This is a genomic window from Variovorax sp. E3 (genome assembly GCF_016082275.1).
Taxonomy (GTDB): Bacteria; Pseudomonadota; Gammaproteobacteria; order Burkholderiales; family Burkholderiaceae_C; genus Variovorax.
This window is the reverse complement of the sequence record NZ_MOWM01000008.1, coordinates 100,421-113,932: the sequence shown is the minus strand read 5'-3', so window position 1 is coordinate 113,932 and position 13,512 is coordinate 100,421. Positions and strand designations below refer to the sequence as shown.

The 13,512-nt window shown below is 66.9% G+C and carries 14 protein-coding genes and 2 pseudogenes; 5 read left to right on the top strand and 11 right to left on the bottom strand.

The genetic code is table 11. The features are described 5' to 3' along the window. From BMG07_RS05250 to mscL, 3 genes are all read left to right on the top strand, one after another. A partial coding sequence (locus tag BMG07_RS05250; RefSeq protein WP_198083655.1) for a YadA C-terminal domain-containing protein occupies positions 1 to 673 on the top strand: 673 nt, incomplete at its 5' end. Between the two features lie 155 nt (positions 674 to 828). Further along, entirely contained in the window at positions 829 to 3,333 is a 2,505-nt protein-coding gene (locus BMG07_RS05245; RefSeq protein WP_198083654.1) for a tetratricopeptide repeat protein, read from the top strand. Positions 3,334 to 3,392: 59 nt separating this feature from the next. Beyond that, positions 3,393 to 3,827 (top strand): large conductance mechanosensitive channel protein MscL, encoded by a 435-nt coding sequence (mscL, locus tag BMG07_RS05240; RefSeq protein WP_198083653.1) that lies wholly within the window; start codon positions 3,393 to 3,395, stop codon positions 3,825 to 3,827. Positions 3,828 to 3,840: 13 nt separating this feature from the next. Here the strand turns inward: mscL and pdxA are convergent, their stop codons facing one another. Together pdxA and BMG07_RS05230 are read right to left on the bottom strand one after the other, a co-directional pair. Continuing rightward, on the bottom strand, positions 3,841 to 4,884 hold the full coding sequence (pdxA, locus tag BMG07_RS05235; protein ID WP_198083652.1) for a 4-hydroxythreonine-4-phosphate dehydrogenase PdxA: 1,044 nt from the start codon (positions 4,882 to 4,884) through the stop codon (positions 3,841 to 3,843). Then, positions 4,881 to 5,654: a Nif3-like dinuclear metal center hexameric protein gene (locus BMG07_RS05230; RefSeq protein WP_198083651.1), complete on the bottom strand. Its 774-nt coding sequence runs from the start codon at positions 5,652 to 5,654 to the stop codon at positions 4,881 to 4,883. Before BMG07_RS05230 ends, pdxA begins: the two co-directional genes overlap by 4 nt. A 103-nt stretch (positions 5,655 to 5,757) precedes the next feature. Between BMG07_RS05230 and BMG07_RS05225 the strand changes: the two genes are divergently transcribed. Beyond that, positions 5,758 to 6,918, top strand: coding sequence for a trypsin-like peptidase domain-containing protein (locus tag BMG07_RS05225; protein ID WP_198083650.1), 1,161 nt, complete (start codon positions 5,758 to 5,760; stop codon positions 6,916 to 6,918). A gap of 238 nt (positions 6,919 to 7,156) precedes the next feature. On the opposite strand, the gene tatC is transcribed toward BMG07_RS05225, so the two are convergent. From tatC to BMG07_RS05180, 9 genes and pseudogenes are all read right to left on the bottom strand, one after another. Further along, the gene (gene tatC, locus BMG07_RS05220) at positions 7,157 to 7,972 is read right to left on the bottom strand and encodes a twin-arginine translocase subunit TatC (protein ID WP_198083649.1); all 816 of its coding nucleotides are present in this window, start codon (positions 7,970 to 7,972) and stop codon (positions 7,157 to 7,159) included. A gap of 66 nt (positions 7,973 to 8,038) precedes the next feature. Continuing rightward, entirely contained in the window at positions 8,039 to 8,506 is a 468-nt protein-coding gene (tatB, locus tag BMG07_RS05215) for a Sec-independent protein translocase protein TatB (protein ID WP_198083648.1), read from the bottom strand. 13 nt (positions 8,507 to 8,519) lie between these two features. Next, positions 8,520 to 8,768 carry a Sec-independent protein translocase subunit TatA gene (tatA, locus tag BMG07_RS05210; RefSeq protein ID WP_198083647.1) on the bottom strand — a complete coding sequence of 83 codons (249 nt, stop codon included), beginning with the start codon at positions 8,766 to 8,768 and terminating at the stop codon, positions 8,520 to 8,522. Between the two features lie 65 nt (positions 8,769 to 8,833). After that, positions 8,834 to 9,192: pseudogene (locus BMG07_RS05205) on the bottom strand (histidine triad nucleotide-binding protein). A 5-nt stretch (positions 9,193 to 9,197) separates the two neighbouring features. Continuing rightward, on the bottom strand, positions 9,198 to 9,566 hold the full coding sequence (locus BMG07_RS05200; RefSeq protein ID WP_198083646.1) for a hypothetical protein: 369 nt from the start codon (positions 9,564 to 9,566) through the stop codon (positions 9,198 to 9,200). Beyond that, a complete protein-coding gene (locus BMG07_RS05195) occupies positions 9,563 to 9,970 on the bottom strand; it encodes a phosphoribosyl-ATP diphosphatase (protein ID WP_198083645.1) in 408 nt (135 codons plus the stop codon). Before BMG07_RS05195 ends, BMG07_RS05200 begins: the two co-directional genes overlap by 4 nt. Beyond that, positions 9,967 to 10,356 carry a phosphoribosyl-AMP cyclohydrolase gene (hisI, locus tag BMG07_RS05190; RefSeq protein ID WP_081266437.1) on the bottom strand — a complete coding sequence of 130 codons (390 nt, stop codon included), beginning with the start codon at positions 10,354 to 10,356 and terminating at the stop codon, positions 9,967 to 9,969. The genes BMG07_RS05195 and hisI overlap by 4 nt, the downstream gene beginning before the upstream one ends. A 38-nt stretch (positions 10,357 to 10,394) precedes the next feature. After that, complete coding sequence (hisF, locus tag BMG07_RS05185; RefSeq protein ID WP_198083644.1) at positions 10,395 to 11,174, bottom strand: imidazole glycerol phosphate synthase subunit HisF; 780 nt, start codon at positions 11,172 to 11,174, stop codon at positions 10,395 to 10,397. Between the two features lie 20 nt (positions 11,175 to 11,194). Beyond that, a complete protein-coding gene (locus BMG07_RS05180) occupies positions 11,195 to 12,028 on the bottom strand; it encodes a D-hexose-6-phosphate mutarotase (protein ID WP_198083661.1) in 834 nt (277 codons plus the stop codon). A 168-nt stretch (positions 12,029 to 12,196) separates the two neighbouring features. Here BMG07_RS05180 and BMG07_RS05175 point away from each other — a divergent pair. After that, a pseudogene (locus BMG07_RS05175) lies at positions 12,197 to 13,503 on the top strand (dicarboxylate/amino acid:cation symporter). Positions 13,504 to 13,512: the final 9 nt, after the last annotated feature.

Below are 13,512 nucleotides of genomic sequence, written 5' to 3'. Positions count from 1 at the left end.
GGCAAGCAACGGCACGATCAACACGTTGAATGCCACCAACGTCACCACGACCAACCTGTCGGCGGCCAGCGCCACCATCAACGCACTGACCGCCAACACGGTCAGCGCCACGACGGTGAACGCAAGCACGGTGAACGCGAACACGGTCAATGCCACCACCGGCAACTTCCAGACGATCACCGCGGCCAACGGCAACATCACGGTGCTCAACACGCAGACCGGCAATATCACCACGATCAACGCGGTGACGGGCAACGTCACGACGTTGAACGCGGGCACGGTCAACGTGACGGGCAACGTGACGGCCGGCGGCACGATCACGGCGGGCAACGGCGTGGTCGCGAACGGCCGCGTGCAGAACGTGGCGCCCGGCATCCTGCCGACGGACGCGGCGAACATGCAGCAGTTGAACCAGGTTCGCGCCGAGACCCAGGACGCGCGCAAGACCGGCAGCACCGGCGCGGCGATCGCGTTGGCGGCGGCCTCGGTGCCTGCGCTCGAAGCGGGCAAGCAGTTCGGCGTGGGCGTGGGCGTCGGCTCCTACGACGGCCGCTCGGCCGTGGCGGCCGCGATCAGCTTCCGTCTCGGCGAGTCGTCGCAGATCAAGGTCAACGTCGGTACCGGCCAGAGCGGCAAGATCGGCGGCGGCGTCGGGGCCTCCTGGTCCTGGTGATCGCGCCCGGCGCAGCGGCGGCTTCGTGTCCGCCAGGCCTGCGCCGGCCCTGAAAAAAGAAGGCCGGCCCCTATACTGGGGAGCCGGCCTTCTTGCATTTGCATCGAGATCGGCGCACTCCGGCTGACCTCCTGACCCGTTCACTTCACGGCTTCATGAACTCACCTGCTCTCGCCCCCTCCCCCATCGCTTCCGCGGCCTTCGCCGAAGATGCCGGCCAACTCCTGGAGCAGGGGCTGACGCTGCATCGCGTGGGCCGTTTCGCCGAAGCCCTGCGGGTTTACGAGCACATGCTGTCGCGCTTTCCGGAGCAGGCCGACGCGTTGCACCTGACGGGCGAGGCGCTGTACCGGCAAGGGCGGCCCCGGCTGGCGCTGAACTACGTGAACCGCGCCATCGCGCAGTCGCCGCACCCGTTCTACTTCAACACCCGCGCAACGATCTTCATGCACATCGGCCTGCTGGCCGAGGCGCAGCAGGACCTGAGCCGCGCGATCAAGGCGCTGCCCAACTACCCCGAGGCCTACGTGAACCTGTCGGCGGTCTATCGCCAGCAGAAAAAGATCCGCCAGGCGCGCGAGGCGGCGGCCGAGGCCACGCGGCTCGCGCCGCTGGCGCCCGCGGCATGGAACAACGCCGGGGCGATCGACATGGAGCAGAACCGCTTCGACGAAGCGGTCGCGCAGTTCATGCAGGCGCTGAAGCTCGACCAGAACTACACCACCGCGCACAAGAACATCGGCAAGATCCGCGCGCACCAGAAGGATTGGGCGGGCGCATTGACGTCGCTCGAGCGGGCCGCCGCCGACCCGCTGGACTTCGAGGCCTCGTACCTGCTGGCCCGGGCGCTGCTCAGCGGCGGCCGCGCCGAAGACGCCATCGCGCCGATGCAGCATGCCATGCGCAGCTGGTCCGCGGAAGACCGGCACAAGGTGCTGTCGGACCCCGAAGGCATCACCGCGCTGTACGGCGTGTGCGGCACGCTCGAAGGCGCGTCGATGCGCTTCGACGAATCGGCCGAGCTCTACAAGCTGGCGCTCGAAAGCCTGCCCGAGAACGAGCTGCTGCTGAACAACCTGGGCACGGTGAACTTCCGCCAGGGCGACTACGACAAGGCCATCGAGGTGCTCAGGAAGGCCCTCGAGGCCCACCCGCGCCAGGTGCTCGCGCGCTGCAACCTGGGTGTGACCTACGTGATGGCCGGGCAGTCGGAAGCGGCCATCGCCGAGTTCGAGCAATGCCTGCGCGACGATGCGAACTTCATGCCCGCGATGGTCTGGATGCTCGGCGAAAAATCGCATATCGCGCGCTGGGACGGCGTGCCCGAGCTGCGCGCCCGCATCGCCTCGCTGCTGGACAACCCGACCAATGACCAGGCGGTGTCGTCGTTCATCCTGATGTCGAACTACGACGACGCGCGCCGACTGATGAGCTGGACCCATCGCTCCGCCACGCTGGCCGACAAGAGCTCGACCATCAGGCCTTTCGCCGACGCCGACGCCGGGGCGCGCCGCACCGCGCCGCGCATCCGCGTCGGCTACTACTCCTTCGACTTCCGCAACCACCCCGTGGCCCACTTGACGGCCGAGCTGTACGGCCTGCACGACCGCAAGGACTTCGAGGTCTTCGTGTACTCCTACGGCCCCGACGACGGCCATCCGGCGCGCGCGCGCATCGCGGCGTCGGTCGAGCACTTCGTCGACATGCACGGCCAGTCGATCCAGCAGATGGCCGAGCGCATCCGCGAGGACGAGATCGACATCCTGATCGACCTGTCGGGCGACACGCGCGGCGCCAAGCCGCAGGTGATGGCCTACCACACGGCGCCCGCGCAGCTCATGTGGCTGGGCTACATGGGCACCAGCGGTTCCGCCAACTACGACTACCTGGTGTCCGACAACTTCCTCTCGCCGCCGGGCACGGAAGACTGCTACACCGAGAAGCTGCTGCGCCTGCCCGAGACCTTCCAGGTGATCGACACCAGGCGCCCCGTCAACCCGCTCAAGGCCACGCGCGCGGCGCACGGCCTGCCGGACGACGCGTTCGTGCTGTGCAACTTCTCGCAGTCCTTCAAGATCCAGCCCGAGACTTTCGACGCCTGGACGCGCATCGTGCAGGGCATTCCGAATGCGGTGCTGTGGCTGGCGCAAGGACCGAACGGCTTCGAGCAGAACCTGCGCGCGCAGTGGCACAAGGCCGGCTTGGCGGCCGAGCGCCTGATCGTGTCGCCGCGCATGCCGGTGGACCAGCACCTGGCGCGCATCGGGCTGGCCGACCTGTTCATCGACACCTTCCCCTACAGCAGCGGTGCCACCGCGAACGACGTGCTGTGGTCGGGCGTGCCGCTGCTCGCGCTCACCGGCTCGACGATGGTGTCGCGCATGGCCGGCAGCCTGCTCGGGGCCATCGGCCTGCCGGAGCTGGTGGCCACCAACCACGCGGAGTACGTGCAGAAGGCCATTCACTACGCCACGCATCCAAACGAGCTGGCCGCGCTGCGCGCACGGCTCGTCGCCACGAAGGACGCGCGCCGGGGCTACTTCGACACGCCGCGCCTCGTGCGCCACCTGGAAGACGGCTTCCGGCAAATCGCCGCCAGAAGTCGTGAAGGGTTGCCCGCGGCACACGTCAGCGTGGCGCCACGCCCGCTGGAGAAGTGAGCAATCGCGGGCATACTCGGACCTCCTTCAACAGCAGAGCTCCAGCAGCCTTTTGAATCATGAGCATCCTCAGTGAATTCAAGGAATTTGCCGTCAAGGGCAACGTGATCGACCTGGCGGTCGGCGTGATCATCGGCGCCGCCTTCGGCAAGATCGTCGACTCGCTCGTGGCCGACATCATCATGCCGCTGGTCGGCGTGGTGTTCGGGAAGCTCGACTTCTCCAACCTCTACGTGGTGCTCGGCACCGCGCCGGCCGGTGTGGCGAACACGCTGGCCGACCTGAAGAAGGCCGGCGTTCCCGTGCTGGCCTATGGCAACTTCATCACCATCGCGGTCAACTTCGTGATCCTGGCCTTCATCATCTTCATGATGGTCAAGCAGATCAACCGCCTGCGGCGCACCGAAGAGCCGGCACCCGCCGCCGCGCCCGCAACGCCCGAAGACATCGTGCTGCTGCGCGAGATTCGCGACAGCCTCAACAAGCGCCCCTGAGCGCCCGGGGGGCCTACGCGCCCTTGAGCGCGCGGGCCATGCGCAGCGCCTCCACGAGGCTGGCCGCATCGGCCTGCCCCGTGCCCGCGATGTCGAACGCGGTGCCGTGATCGGGGCTGGTGCGCACCAGCGGCAGCCCCAGCGTCACGTTCACGCCCTTCTCCACGCCCAGGTACTTGACCGGGATCAGGCCCTGGTCGTGGTACATCGCAACCACCACGTCGAACTCGCCGCTGGACGCCACGCCGTGCTTGGCGCGGGCGCGCATGAACACGGTGTCGGGCGCATAGGGCCCGTGGGCGTCGATGCCTTCGGCGCGCGCGGCCTCGATGGCGGGCAAGATGATTTCGCGCTCTTCCGAACCGAACAAACCGCCCTCGCCCGCATGCGGGTTCAGGCCCGCCACGCCGATGCGCGGCACGCGGCCCAGCGCATGCGTCAGGGCCCGGTGCGTGATGCGCAGCGTTTCGAGCACGCCCTCGAAGCGCACGGCCTCGATGGCATGGCGCAGCGACATGTGGATGCTGACGAGCACGGTGCGCAGCTCGTCGTTGGCCAGCATCATGCGCACCGGCACGTCGGCCACGGCGCGGCCCAGGTGCGCGGCCGCTTCGGCCTGCAGCAGCTCGGTGTGGCCGGGGTACGGAAAACCAGCGGCGGACAGCGCCTCCTTGTGCAGCGGCGCGGTCACGATGGCGGCGATTTCGCCGCGCAATGCGGCCCGCGCGGCCCAGACCACGCATTCGCCCGCCACGCGGCCGGCCTCGGCGCTGACCTGGCCGATGTCGATGTGTGATGGCGGCGCGATCACCTGCAGCACGGGAATGCAGCCCGGCGGCGCGCTGGCGGCCTCGGCGACGGATTCGATCTCGAGCACCGGCCACGCCGGCTGGCCCGAAGCAGCCAGCGCCTGCGCGGCCCGGCGCATCGTGCCGACGTCGCCGGCCACGAAAGTGCCGCGCGCGGCCTCGGGCGCGTCGCGAAAGGCCTTGGCGATGATCTCGGGGCCGATGCCCGCGGGATCGCCCAGGGTGATGGCGATGGACGGGTTGCTCATGCCGGGTTGTCGATGTCGATGAATTCGTGCTGCAGCCCCAGCTGCGCCGCCACATGCCCGGCCACCGCCTGCGCGCCATAGCGCTCGGTCGCGTGGTGGCCGCAGGCCAGGAAGGCCACGCCCATCTCGCGGGCGTAGTGGGCCTGCGGCTCCGAGATCTCGCCGGTGATGAAGGCGTCGGCGCCGGCCGCGATGGCGGCCTCGAAGTAGCCCTGGGCGCCGCCCGTGCACCAGGCGATGGTCTTGATGGGGCGGTGCGCCGTGTCCAGCAGCGTGACGGGGCGCTTCAGCACGCCCTCGACGTGCGCGGCGAGCGCCTTGGCGTCGGCAAAACCCTCGCCGTTTTCAGGCGTGCCCAGAAAGCCCAGCTCCTGCTCGCCGAAGCGTCCGGTCGCGCCGGCATGGGCGACGAGCCCCAGCTGCAGCCCGAGTTGCGCGTTGTTGCCCAGCTCCGGGTGCGCATCGAGCGGCAAGTGGTAGGCGAACAGATTGACGTCGTCGCCCAGCAGCAGGCCCAGGCGCTGCTTCATCCAGCCGGTGACGCAGCCGCTCTGGCCGCGCCAGAACAGGCCGTGGTGGACGAAGATGGCGTCGGCTTCGGCGCGGATGGCGGCTTCGATCAGCGCGCGGCTGGCGGTCACGCCCGAGACGATCTTGCGGACCACGGTGCGCCCCTCGACCTGCAGGCCGTTGGGTCCGTAATCCTTGAAGCGCCCGGGGGCGAGCAGCAGGTCGAATGCGTGCAGCAGTTCGTGGCGGGTGGTGCTCATCGCGACATTGTCGCGCGGACCACGGGCCGTGCCGTTGAGGGACAATCGCAGACAGTGCCGCGCCCGGAATGGCGCCCTCCGAACGTCTTTTGATCAAGTTTTCATGAAACGCACCTGGCTGCTCTTTGCCCAAGCCGTGACTGTCCTGCTCGCGGCTTATTTCGTCGTTGCGACGCTCAAGCCCGAGTGGCTCAACAAGCGCGCGACCTCGCTGGGCGGCGTGGTGTCGGTCGTGCAGGCGCCCAGCGGCGGCCCTGTCATGCCGGCCCCCGGCAGCCTGAGCGTGCCGGCCAAGAAGGCCTCGCCGGCGGTGGTGAGCATCAACACCAGCAAGGCCGCGCAGCGCCACCCGCGCAGCAACGACCCGTGGTTCCGCTTCTTCTTCGGCGACCAGGACGACCAGCCCCAGGTGGGCCTGGGCAGCGGCGTGATCGTCAGCACCGACGGCTACATCCTCACCAACAACCACGTGGTCGAGGGCGCCGACGAAATCGAAGTGACGCTGAACGACAGCCGCCATGCGCGCGGCAAGGTGATCGGCACCGACCCCGACACCGACCTGGCCGTGCTCAAGATCGAACTCGACAAGCTACCGGTGATCGTGCTGGGCGACTCCGACGCGCTGCAGGTGGGCGACCAGGTGCTGGCCATCGGCAACCCCTTCGGCGTGGGCCAGACCGTGACCAGCGGCATCGTGTCGGCCCTGGGCCGCAACCAGCTGGGCATCAACAATTTCGAGAACTTCATCCAGACCGACGCGGCCATCAACCCCGGCAATTCGGGCGGTGCGCTGATCGACGTCAACGGCAACCTGCAGGGCATCAACACCGCGATCTACTCGCGCTCGGGCGGCAGCATGGGCATCGGCTTCGCGATTCCGGTGTCGATGGCCAAGATCGTGCTCGAGGGCATCGTCAAGGAAGGCCAGGTTCGCCGCGGCTGGATCGGCGTGGAGCCGAGCGACCTGTCGCCCGAACTGGCCGAGACCTTCGGCGTGAAGGCCGATGCGGGCGTGATCATCACCGGCGTGCTGCAGAACGGCCCCGCGGCCAAGGCCGGCATTCGCCCGGGCGACGTGATCACCTCGGTGGGCGAGAAAAAGACCGACAACGTGCAGGCGCTGCTGACCGCCGTGGCCGGCCTGAAGCCGGGCAGCACCTCGCGCTTCGCGCTGCAACGCGGCAGCGACAAGATGGAACTGGATGTGACACCGGGGCTGCGGCCGAAGAGCCCGGTCAAGCAAGTCCCCAACCAAACGGAATAGGGCTCGCCCCCAGGCTGCGCGCACTTCGTGTCGCTTCGCCTTCCCCCTGCCGGGGGCAACACCTGAGGCCTGGCGAAGCCAGTTCCTCGGTGTTTTTGGGCTCGCCCCCAGCTGCGCGCACTTCGTGTCGCTTCGCCTTCCCCCTGCCGGGGGCAACACCTGAGGCCCGGCGAAGCCAGTTCCTCGGTGTTTCTGGGCTGAATTCCTGAGCCTCTTCTCGGGGCTCGGGGGAGTTGGGTCAGCTGGAAGCTGAATCCGCGCTCTGCTCTTCTTCGTCTTCCGGCTTCCGGCCGGAGCTGGCGAAGTACTTGGCACCGATGATGCCGACCTCGTACAGCAGGCACATGGGCACGGCCAGCGCGAGTTGGGACACCACGTCGGGCGGCGTGAGCACGGCGGCCACCACGAAGGCCACCACGATGAAGTAGCCGCGGAAGGACTTCAGCTTCTCGATGGTCACCATGTTGAAGCGCACCAGCAGCATCACCACGATCGGCACCTGGAAGGCGACGCCGAAGGCGATGTAGAGCGACAGGATGGCCTCGACGTAGGACGAAATATCCGGTGTCGCCTGCACCGCCGCGGGCGCGAAACGCTGGATGAAGCTGAACATCTTGTCCAGCACGAACAGCTGCACGAAGGCAATGCCCGCATAGGCCAGCAGGCTGCCGAAGAAGATCAGCGGCAGCGCGAACTTCTTTTCGTGGCTGTACAGGCCTGGCGCCACGAACATCCACGCCTGGTACATGAGCCAGGGCAGCGCCAGCAGCACGGCCGCCATCATCAGCACCTTCAGCGGCACGAAGAAAGGCGAGAACACGCCGATGGCGATGAGCTTCGCGTCGTGCGGCATGTGGGCCTTGATCGGCATGGCGATCAGGTCGATCAGCCCGCCGGGGCCCGGCCAGATGGCCAGCAGGATGCCGGCGACCACCAGCCCGTAGACGCAGTAGAGCAGACGGTCGCGAAGCTCGACCAGGTGCGCCACGAACGGCTGCTCGGTGCCCGCCAGCTCGTCTTCTTTATCTTTGTTCTTGTTGTCGGAATCGGCCATTGGAAAAGAAGAAAGCGTGACGTCGGCCGGCGTGCGGCGCGTGCAGAACGCGGTGTTGGGGAAGCGCTAGTTGATCTTGTTGATCGTGTGCGGGCGGAAGCGGGCCACCCGCGCCGCGCCCGACAGCGCCTTGGTGCGCACGCCGTTGCGCGCCTTGTACCACTGCGGCGTGGCGCCCTGCTTCAGGCGCCAGTTCTTGCGCGGGTGCTTGTATTCGGGCACCGACTGCTCCGGCTCGGCCAGCGCCGAGAGGGTTTCGCCCGAACCGGAGAACTGCTTTTCGAACTCGCTCGCGCCGGTGTGGATGCTGTGCTCGACGTCGCGCGCCGCATCCTCCACCGTGGTCTTCATCTTGCGAAGCTCGTCCAGCTCCATCGAGCGGTTGACTTCGGCCTTGACGTCGTTCACGTAACGCTGCGCCTTGCCGAGCAGGGTGCCGACGGTGCGCGCCACGCGCGGCAGCTTCTCCGGGCCGATGACGATCAGCGCCACGACGCCGATCAGCGCCAGCTTCTCAATGCCGAGGTCGAGCACGTGCGGTCCGCGCTCAGGACTTCTGGCGCGCTTCGACGTCGATCGTCGACTTGTCGCTGTTGGCCGGCTGGCCGGTCACTTGCTGGGCGGGGGCCGACGAGGCGGCGGGCGCGTCGGACGAGGAACCGTCCTTCATGCCGTCCTTGAAGCCCTTGACGGCGCCGCCAAGGTCCGAACCCATGTTCCGCAGCTTCTTGGTGCCGAAGATCATGACCACGACGAGCAGCACGATCAGCCAGTGCCAGATAGAAAAAGAACCCATGGAAGACTCCTAAGAATGTGTCCGATTTTAGTCGGGCGTAATGTGACAGTTTGGCTTAATGCGGCTCAGCCGCGAAGCCATGGCCGGGGACCGCCCATGACATGGACATGGAGATGATGAACCTCCTGCCCACCTTCGCGCCCGTATTGACGACGACCCGGTAGCCGCCGTCCGGATAGGGCCTGCAGCCCTGCTCCAGCGCCAGCCTGGGGGCCAGCGTCATGATCTTGCCCATCAGGGCCGCGTCGTCGGGCGTCAGCTGGGCCATCGAGGCGATGTGCTTCTTGGGCACCAGCATGAAATGCACCGGCGCCCAGGGCGCGATGTCGTGGAAACCGAACAGGTCTTCGTCTTCGTAGACCTTGCGCGAGGGAATCTTGCCCTCGATGATTTTGCAGAAGATGCAGTTGGGATCGTGTGACATGGTGGTTAGACAGCCATCGGCTTGCGTTCGCTCCAGTTCAGCCAGCCCTTGACCAGGCGGTAGATCATCCATACGGCCGTGGCGAAGAGGATGACGAAGCCCACCAGGATCCAGATGGTGATGAAGCCCACGATGGACCAGCACAGCCCCCACCAGAAGGTGCGGATCTGCCAGGTGAAGTGGCTCTGGTAGAGCGTGCCCTGGGCGTCTTCGCGCTTGATGTAGTTCAGCACGATGCCCACGATGCCCGTCAGGCCGCCCGTGAACCACGACAGCGCATACAGCACATAGACCGCCAGGGTGATCTGGCGCAAGCTTTCGAGCTGTTCGGGCGTCTTGCCGGAAAAGTCTTCGGTTGCGGTGAGCTCGTTCATGGGGAGGCCTCCTCGCCTTTTTCGTCGCTGGCGCGCTGCTGCACCTTGCGCAGCGCCTTTTCCTCGATGCCGCTGGTGCCCTCGCGGCGCTCCAGTTCGGCGACCACGTCGGCCGGCGAAAAACCGTAATGCGCCAGCGCGACCATGGTGTGAAACCACAGGTCGGCCACTTCGTAGACTATTTTCGAGCGGTCGCCGCCGTGATCGGCGTCCTTGGCGGCCATGACGACCTCGGTGGCTTCCTCGCCGATTTTCTTGAGAAAGGCGTCAGGGCCCTTGTGCAGCAGGCGCGCGACGTAGCTTTTCTCGGGGTCGCCGCCGCGCGCGGGCAGGCGGCCCTCGATGACGGCGGCCAGGCGCGCCAGGGCGTCGGAAGTGTGGGTACTGTTCACGGTGCCGGTCATTTGTAGATCGACTCCGGGTCTTTCAAGACGGGTTCGACCACGGTCCAGTTGCCGTTTTCGTACTTGCTGAAGAAGCAGCTGTGGCGGCCGGTGTGGCAAGCGATGCCGGGCTCGTGGCCGAGCTGGGTGACCTTGAGCAGCACCACGTCGTTGTCGCAATCGAGGCGGATCTCGTGCACGGTCTGCACGTGGCCCGACTCTTCGCCCTTGAACCAGAGCTTGTTGCGCGAGCGGCTGAAATACACGGCGCGGCCCAGCTCGGCGGTCTTTTCAAGCGCCTCGCGGTTCATCCACGCGAACATCAGGACGTCGTTGCTGCCCTGCTCCTGCGCGATGACCGGCACCAGGCCGTTCGCGTCCCACTTCACTTCATCGAGCCAATTCATGGAGGTATTGTCGGGGATAGAAAAAGACCCTCAAAGGCTCAGCTGCGCACGGGGATTCCGCGCTCGGCCATCCGGGCCTTGGCCTGCCCGACGGTGTATTCGCCGTAGTGGAAGATGCTGGCGGCCAGCACCGCGTCGGCGCCGCCGGTCTGGATGCCGTCGGCCAGGTCGTCCAGGTTGCCCACGCCGCCTGAGGCGATCACCGGCACGCCGACCGCGTCGCTCACCGCGCGGGTCAGGGCCAGGTCGAAGCCGCTCTTGGTGCCGTCGCGGTCCATGCTGGTCAGCAAGATCTCGCCGGCGCCGCGGCGGACCATCTCGGCGGCCCATTCGACGGCGTCCAGGCCGGTGTTCTTGCGCCCGCCGTGGCTGTACACGTCCCAGCCGGCGCCACGGGTGGCGGCTTCCTCAGGGGTGCGGCGCTTGGCGTCGATGGCCACCACGATGCACTGCGAGCCGTATTTCTGCGAGGCGGCATCGATCACGTTCGGGTCGGCAATGGCGGCCGAGTTGAAGCTGGTCTTGTCGGCGCCCGCGTTGAGCAGCCGGCGCACGTCGGCCACGGTGCGCACGCCGCCGCCCACGGTCAGCGGAATGAAGACCTGCGCGGCCACGGCCTCGATGATCGGCAGAATCAGGTCGCGGCCGTCGCTGGTGGCGGTGATGTCCAGGAAGGTCAGCTCGTCGGCGCCCTGCGCGTTGTAGCGCGCGGCAATTTCGACCGGGTCGCCGGCATCGCGCAGTTCGAGAAAGTTGACACCCTTGACGACACGGCCGCCGGTGACGTCGAGGCAGGGAATGATGCGTTTGGCAAGCATGGGGATGAACCGGAAAAGAATCAGAGAACGCAAAGCTGTTGCCAGCCCTGCCATTGGGCGCCGGGTGCCAGCAACACCGGCTCGTCGATGCGGGCCGCCTCGACGCAGAGCATGTGGCGAAAGCCGTCTTCGGGCATGTCCGCGAGTTTCGCACCGAGCACGGCGCCCGGGTTCCAGACCACGGTTTCGGTGCAGTTCGGGCTTTGCGAGATTTCAAGCGTGCCGGCCGGCTGCACCAGCCGCAGCGGCTGGGCGGGCGCGGCGTAAACGCTGTCGAATTCGGCATCGAAATGCAACGCCGCCGCGGTTTCCTCGTAGCGGTCGTCGCGCAGCGAATCCCAGCGTTTGGCGCCCTGCAGGCCCTCCAGGCGCACATCGGCGATGTCGTCGACGCGCAGGTAGGTGTGCAGCGCGGCGGCAAAGGTCCAGGGGGCGCTGTCCACGTTGACGAGGGTGAGCGAGGTGTGCAGCTGTCCGGCCGACAGGCGCGCTTCGAGATGCGCCTCAAAAGCGTGCGGCCAGAGCTGGCGGGTGGCTTCTGTGTCGCGCAGGGTCAGGCGCAACGTGCCGGGCGTGCCCGAAGCCTCCGGGGCCCAAGGCAAATTGCGCATGAAGCCATGCTTGGGCAGCATGCCGCGCTGGTTGAACTGGGGGCAGCAGATCGGCACGCCGCCGCGGATGGCGGCCTGCCCGTCGAACACGGCGCGCGGGCTCAGATAGAGCCTTTCCACCCCGTCGGCCGTGGTCCAGGAGAGCACTTGCGCGCCATGCAATGCCACGGTGAGGGCACTGCCGTCGGCGCCCACGGCACGGACGGCGGGCTGGCCGCGAAACTCGATCGAGCTGATTTCCATGCAAGGAATTGTAGGCAGCGCACGCCGCATGGCACGGAATTGGCTGCAGGGCCATTGCGTGCCCGGGGCCTTCTTGGATACCCTGTGGCTGCTTGCATCGGGGGACAACGTGCAGGTCGGCCCCGTGCACCCGAGAAAAAACACTCTTACACGTCAAAGGGGATACGCATGAAGAAGAAGCTGCCGATGGCCGCCTGGATCCTGATCGCCATGGTGCTCGGCATCATCGTGGGCTACATGATCTTCTCGAGCTTTCCGGACAAGAAGGCCGCGAAAGAGATCGCGGACTACGTCTCCATCGTCTCGGACGTGTTCCTGCGCCTGATCAAGATGCTGATCGGCCCGCTGGTGTTTTCCACGCTGGTGGTGGGCATCGCGCACATGGGCGACGCCAAGTCGGTGGGCCGCGTGTTCGGCAAGGCCATTGGCTGGTTCCTCACGCGTCGCTGATCTCGCTCGTGATCGGCCTGATCATGGCCAACCTGCTCGAGCCCGGCGAGAACCTGGGCCTGCCGCTGCCCGACATCGGCGCCTCGGCCAACCTGGCCACCGCCAAGTTCACGCTGAAGGACTTCGTGAGCCACACGGTGCCCAAATCGTTCGTCGAGGCCATGGCCAACAACGAGATCCTGCAGATCGTGGTGTTCTCGATGTTCTTCGGCGTGGCGCTCGCCTCGCTGGGCGACAAGGCCAAGACGCTGGTGGCGGCCATCGAGGAGCTGTCGCACGCCATGCTCAAGATCACGGGCTACGTCATGAAGCTCGCGCCCCTGGCGGTGCTGGCCGCCATGGCCGCCACGGTGGCCGTGAACGGCCTGGGCATTCTGCTGAAGTTCGCGGTGTTCATGGGCGACTTCTACCTGGGCCTGTTCGTGCTGTGGAGCGTGCTGGTGCTGGCCGGGTTCCTGTTCCTGGGCCCGCGCGTGTTCAAGCTGCTGGTGCTCATCAAGGAGGCCTTCCTGCTGTCTTTTGCCACGGCCAGTTCGGAGGCGGCGTACCCCAAGATCCTGCAGGCGCTCGACCGTTTCGGCGTGAAGCGCAAGATCTCCAGCTTCGTGATGCCGATGGGCTACTCGTTCAACCTCGACGGCTCGATGATGTACTGCACCTTCGCCGTGCTGTTCATCGCGCAGGCCTACAACATCCACATGCCGATCAGCACGCAGGTCACGATGCTGCTGATCCTGATGCTCACCTCCAAGGGCATGGCCGGCGTGCCGCGCGCCTCGCTGGTGGTGATTGCCGCCACGCTCAACCACTTCGACATTCCGGAGGCCGGCCTGCTGCTGATCCTGGGCGTGGACACCTTCCTGGACATGGGCCGCTCGGCCACCAACGCGGTGGGCAACTCCATCGCCACGGCGGTGGTCGCCAAGTGGGAGGGCGAGCTGCTCTCCGAGAGCGACGCCGACATCAACGCCAGGGCGCTCGACGAGGAGGCCAACGCCACCCTCGCCCACCCAGCGCACGCGTAAGCCGCGACG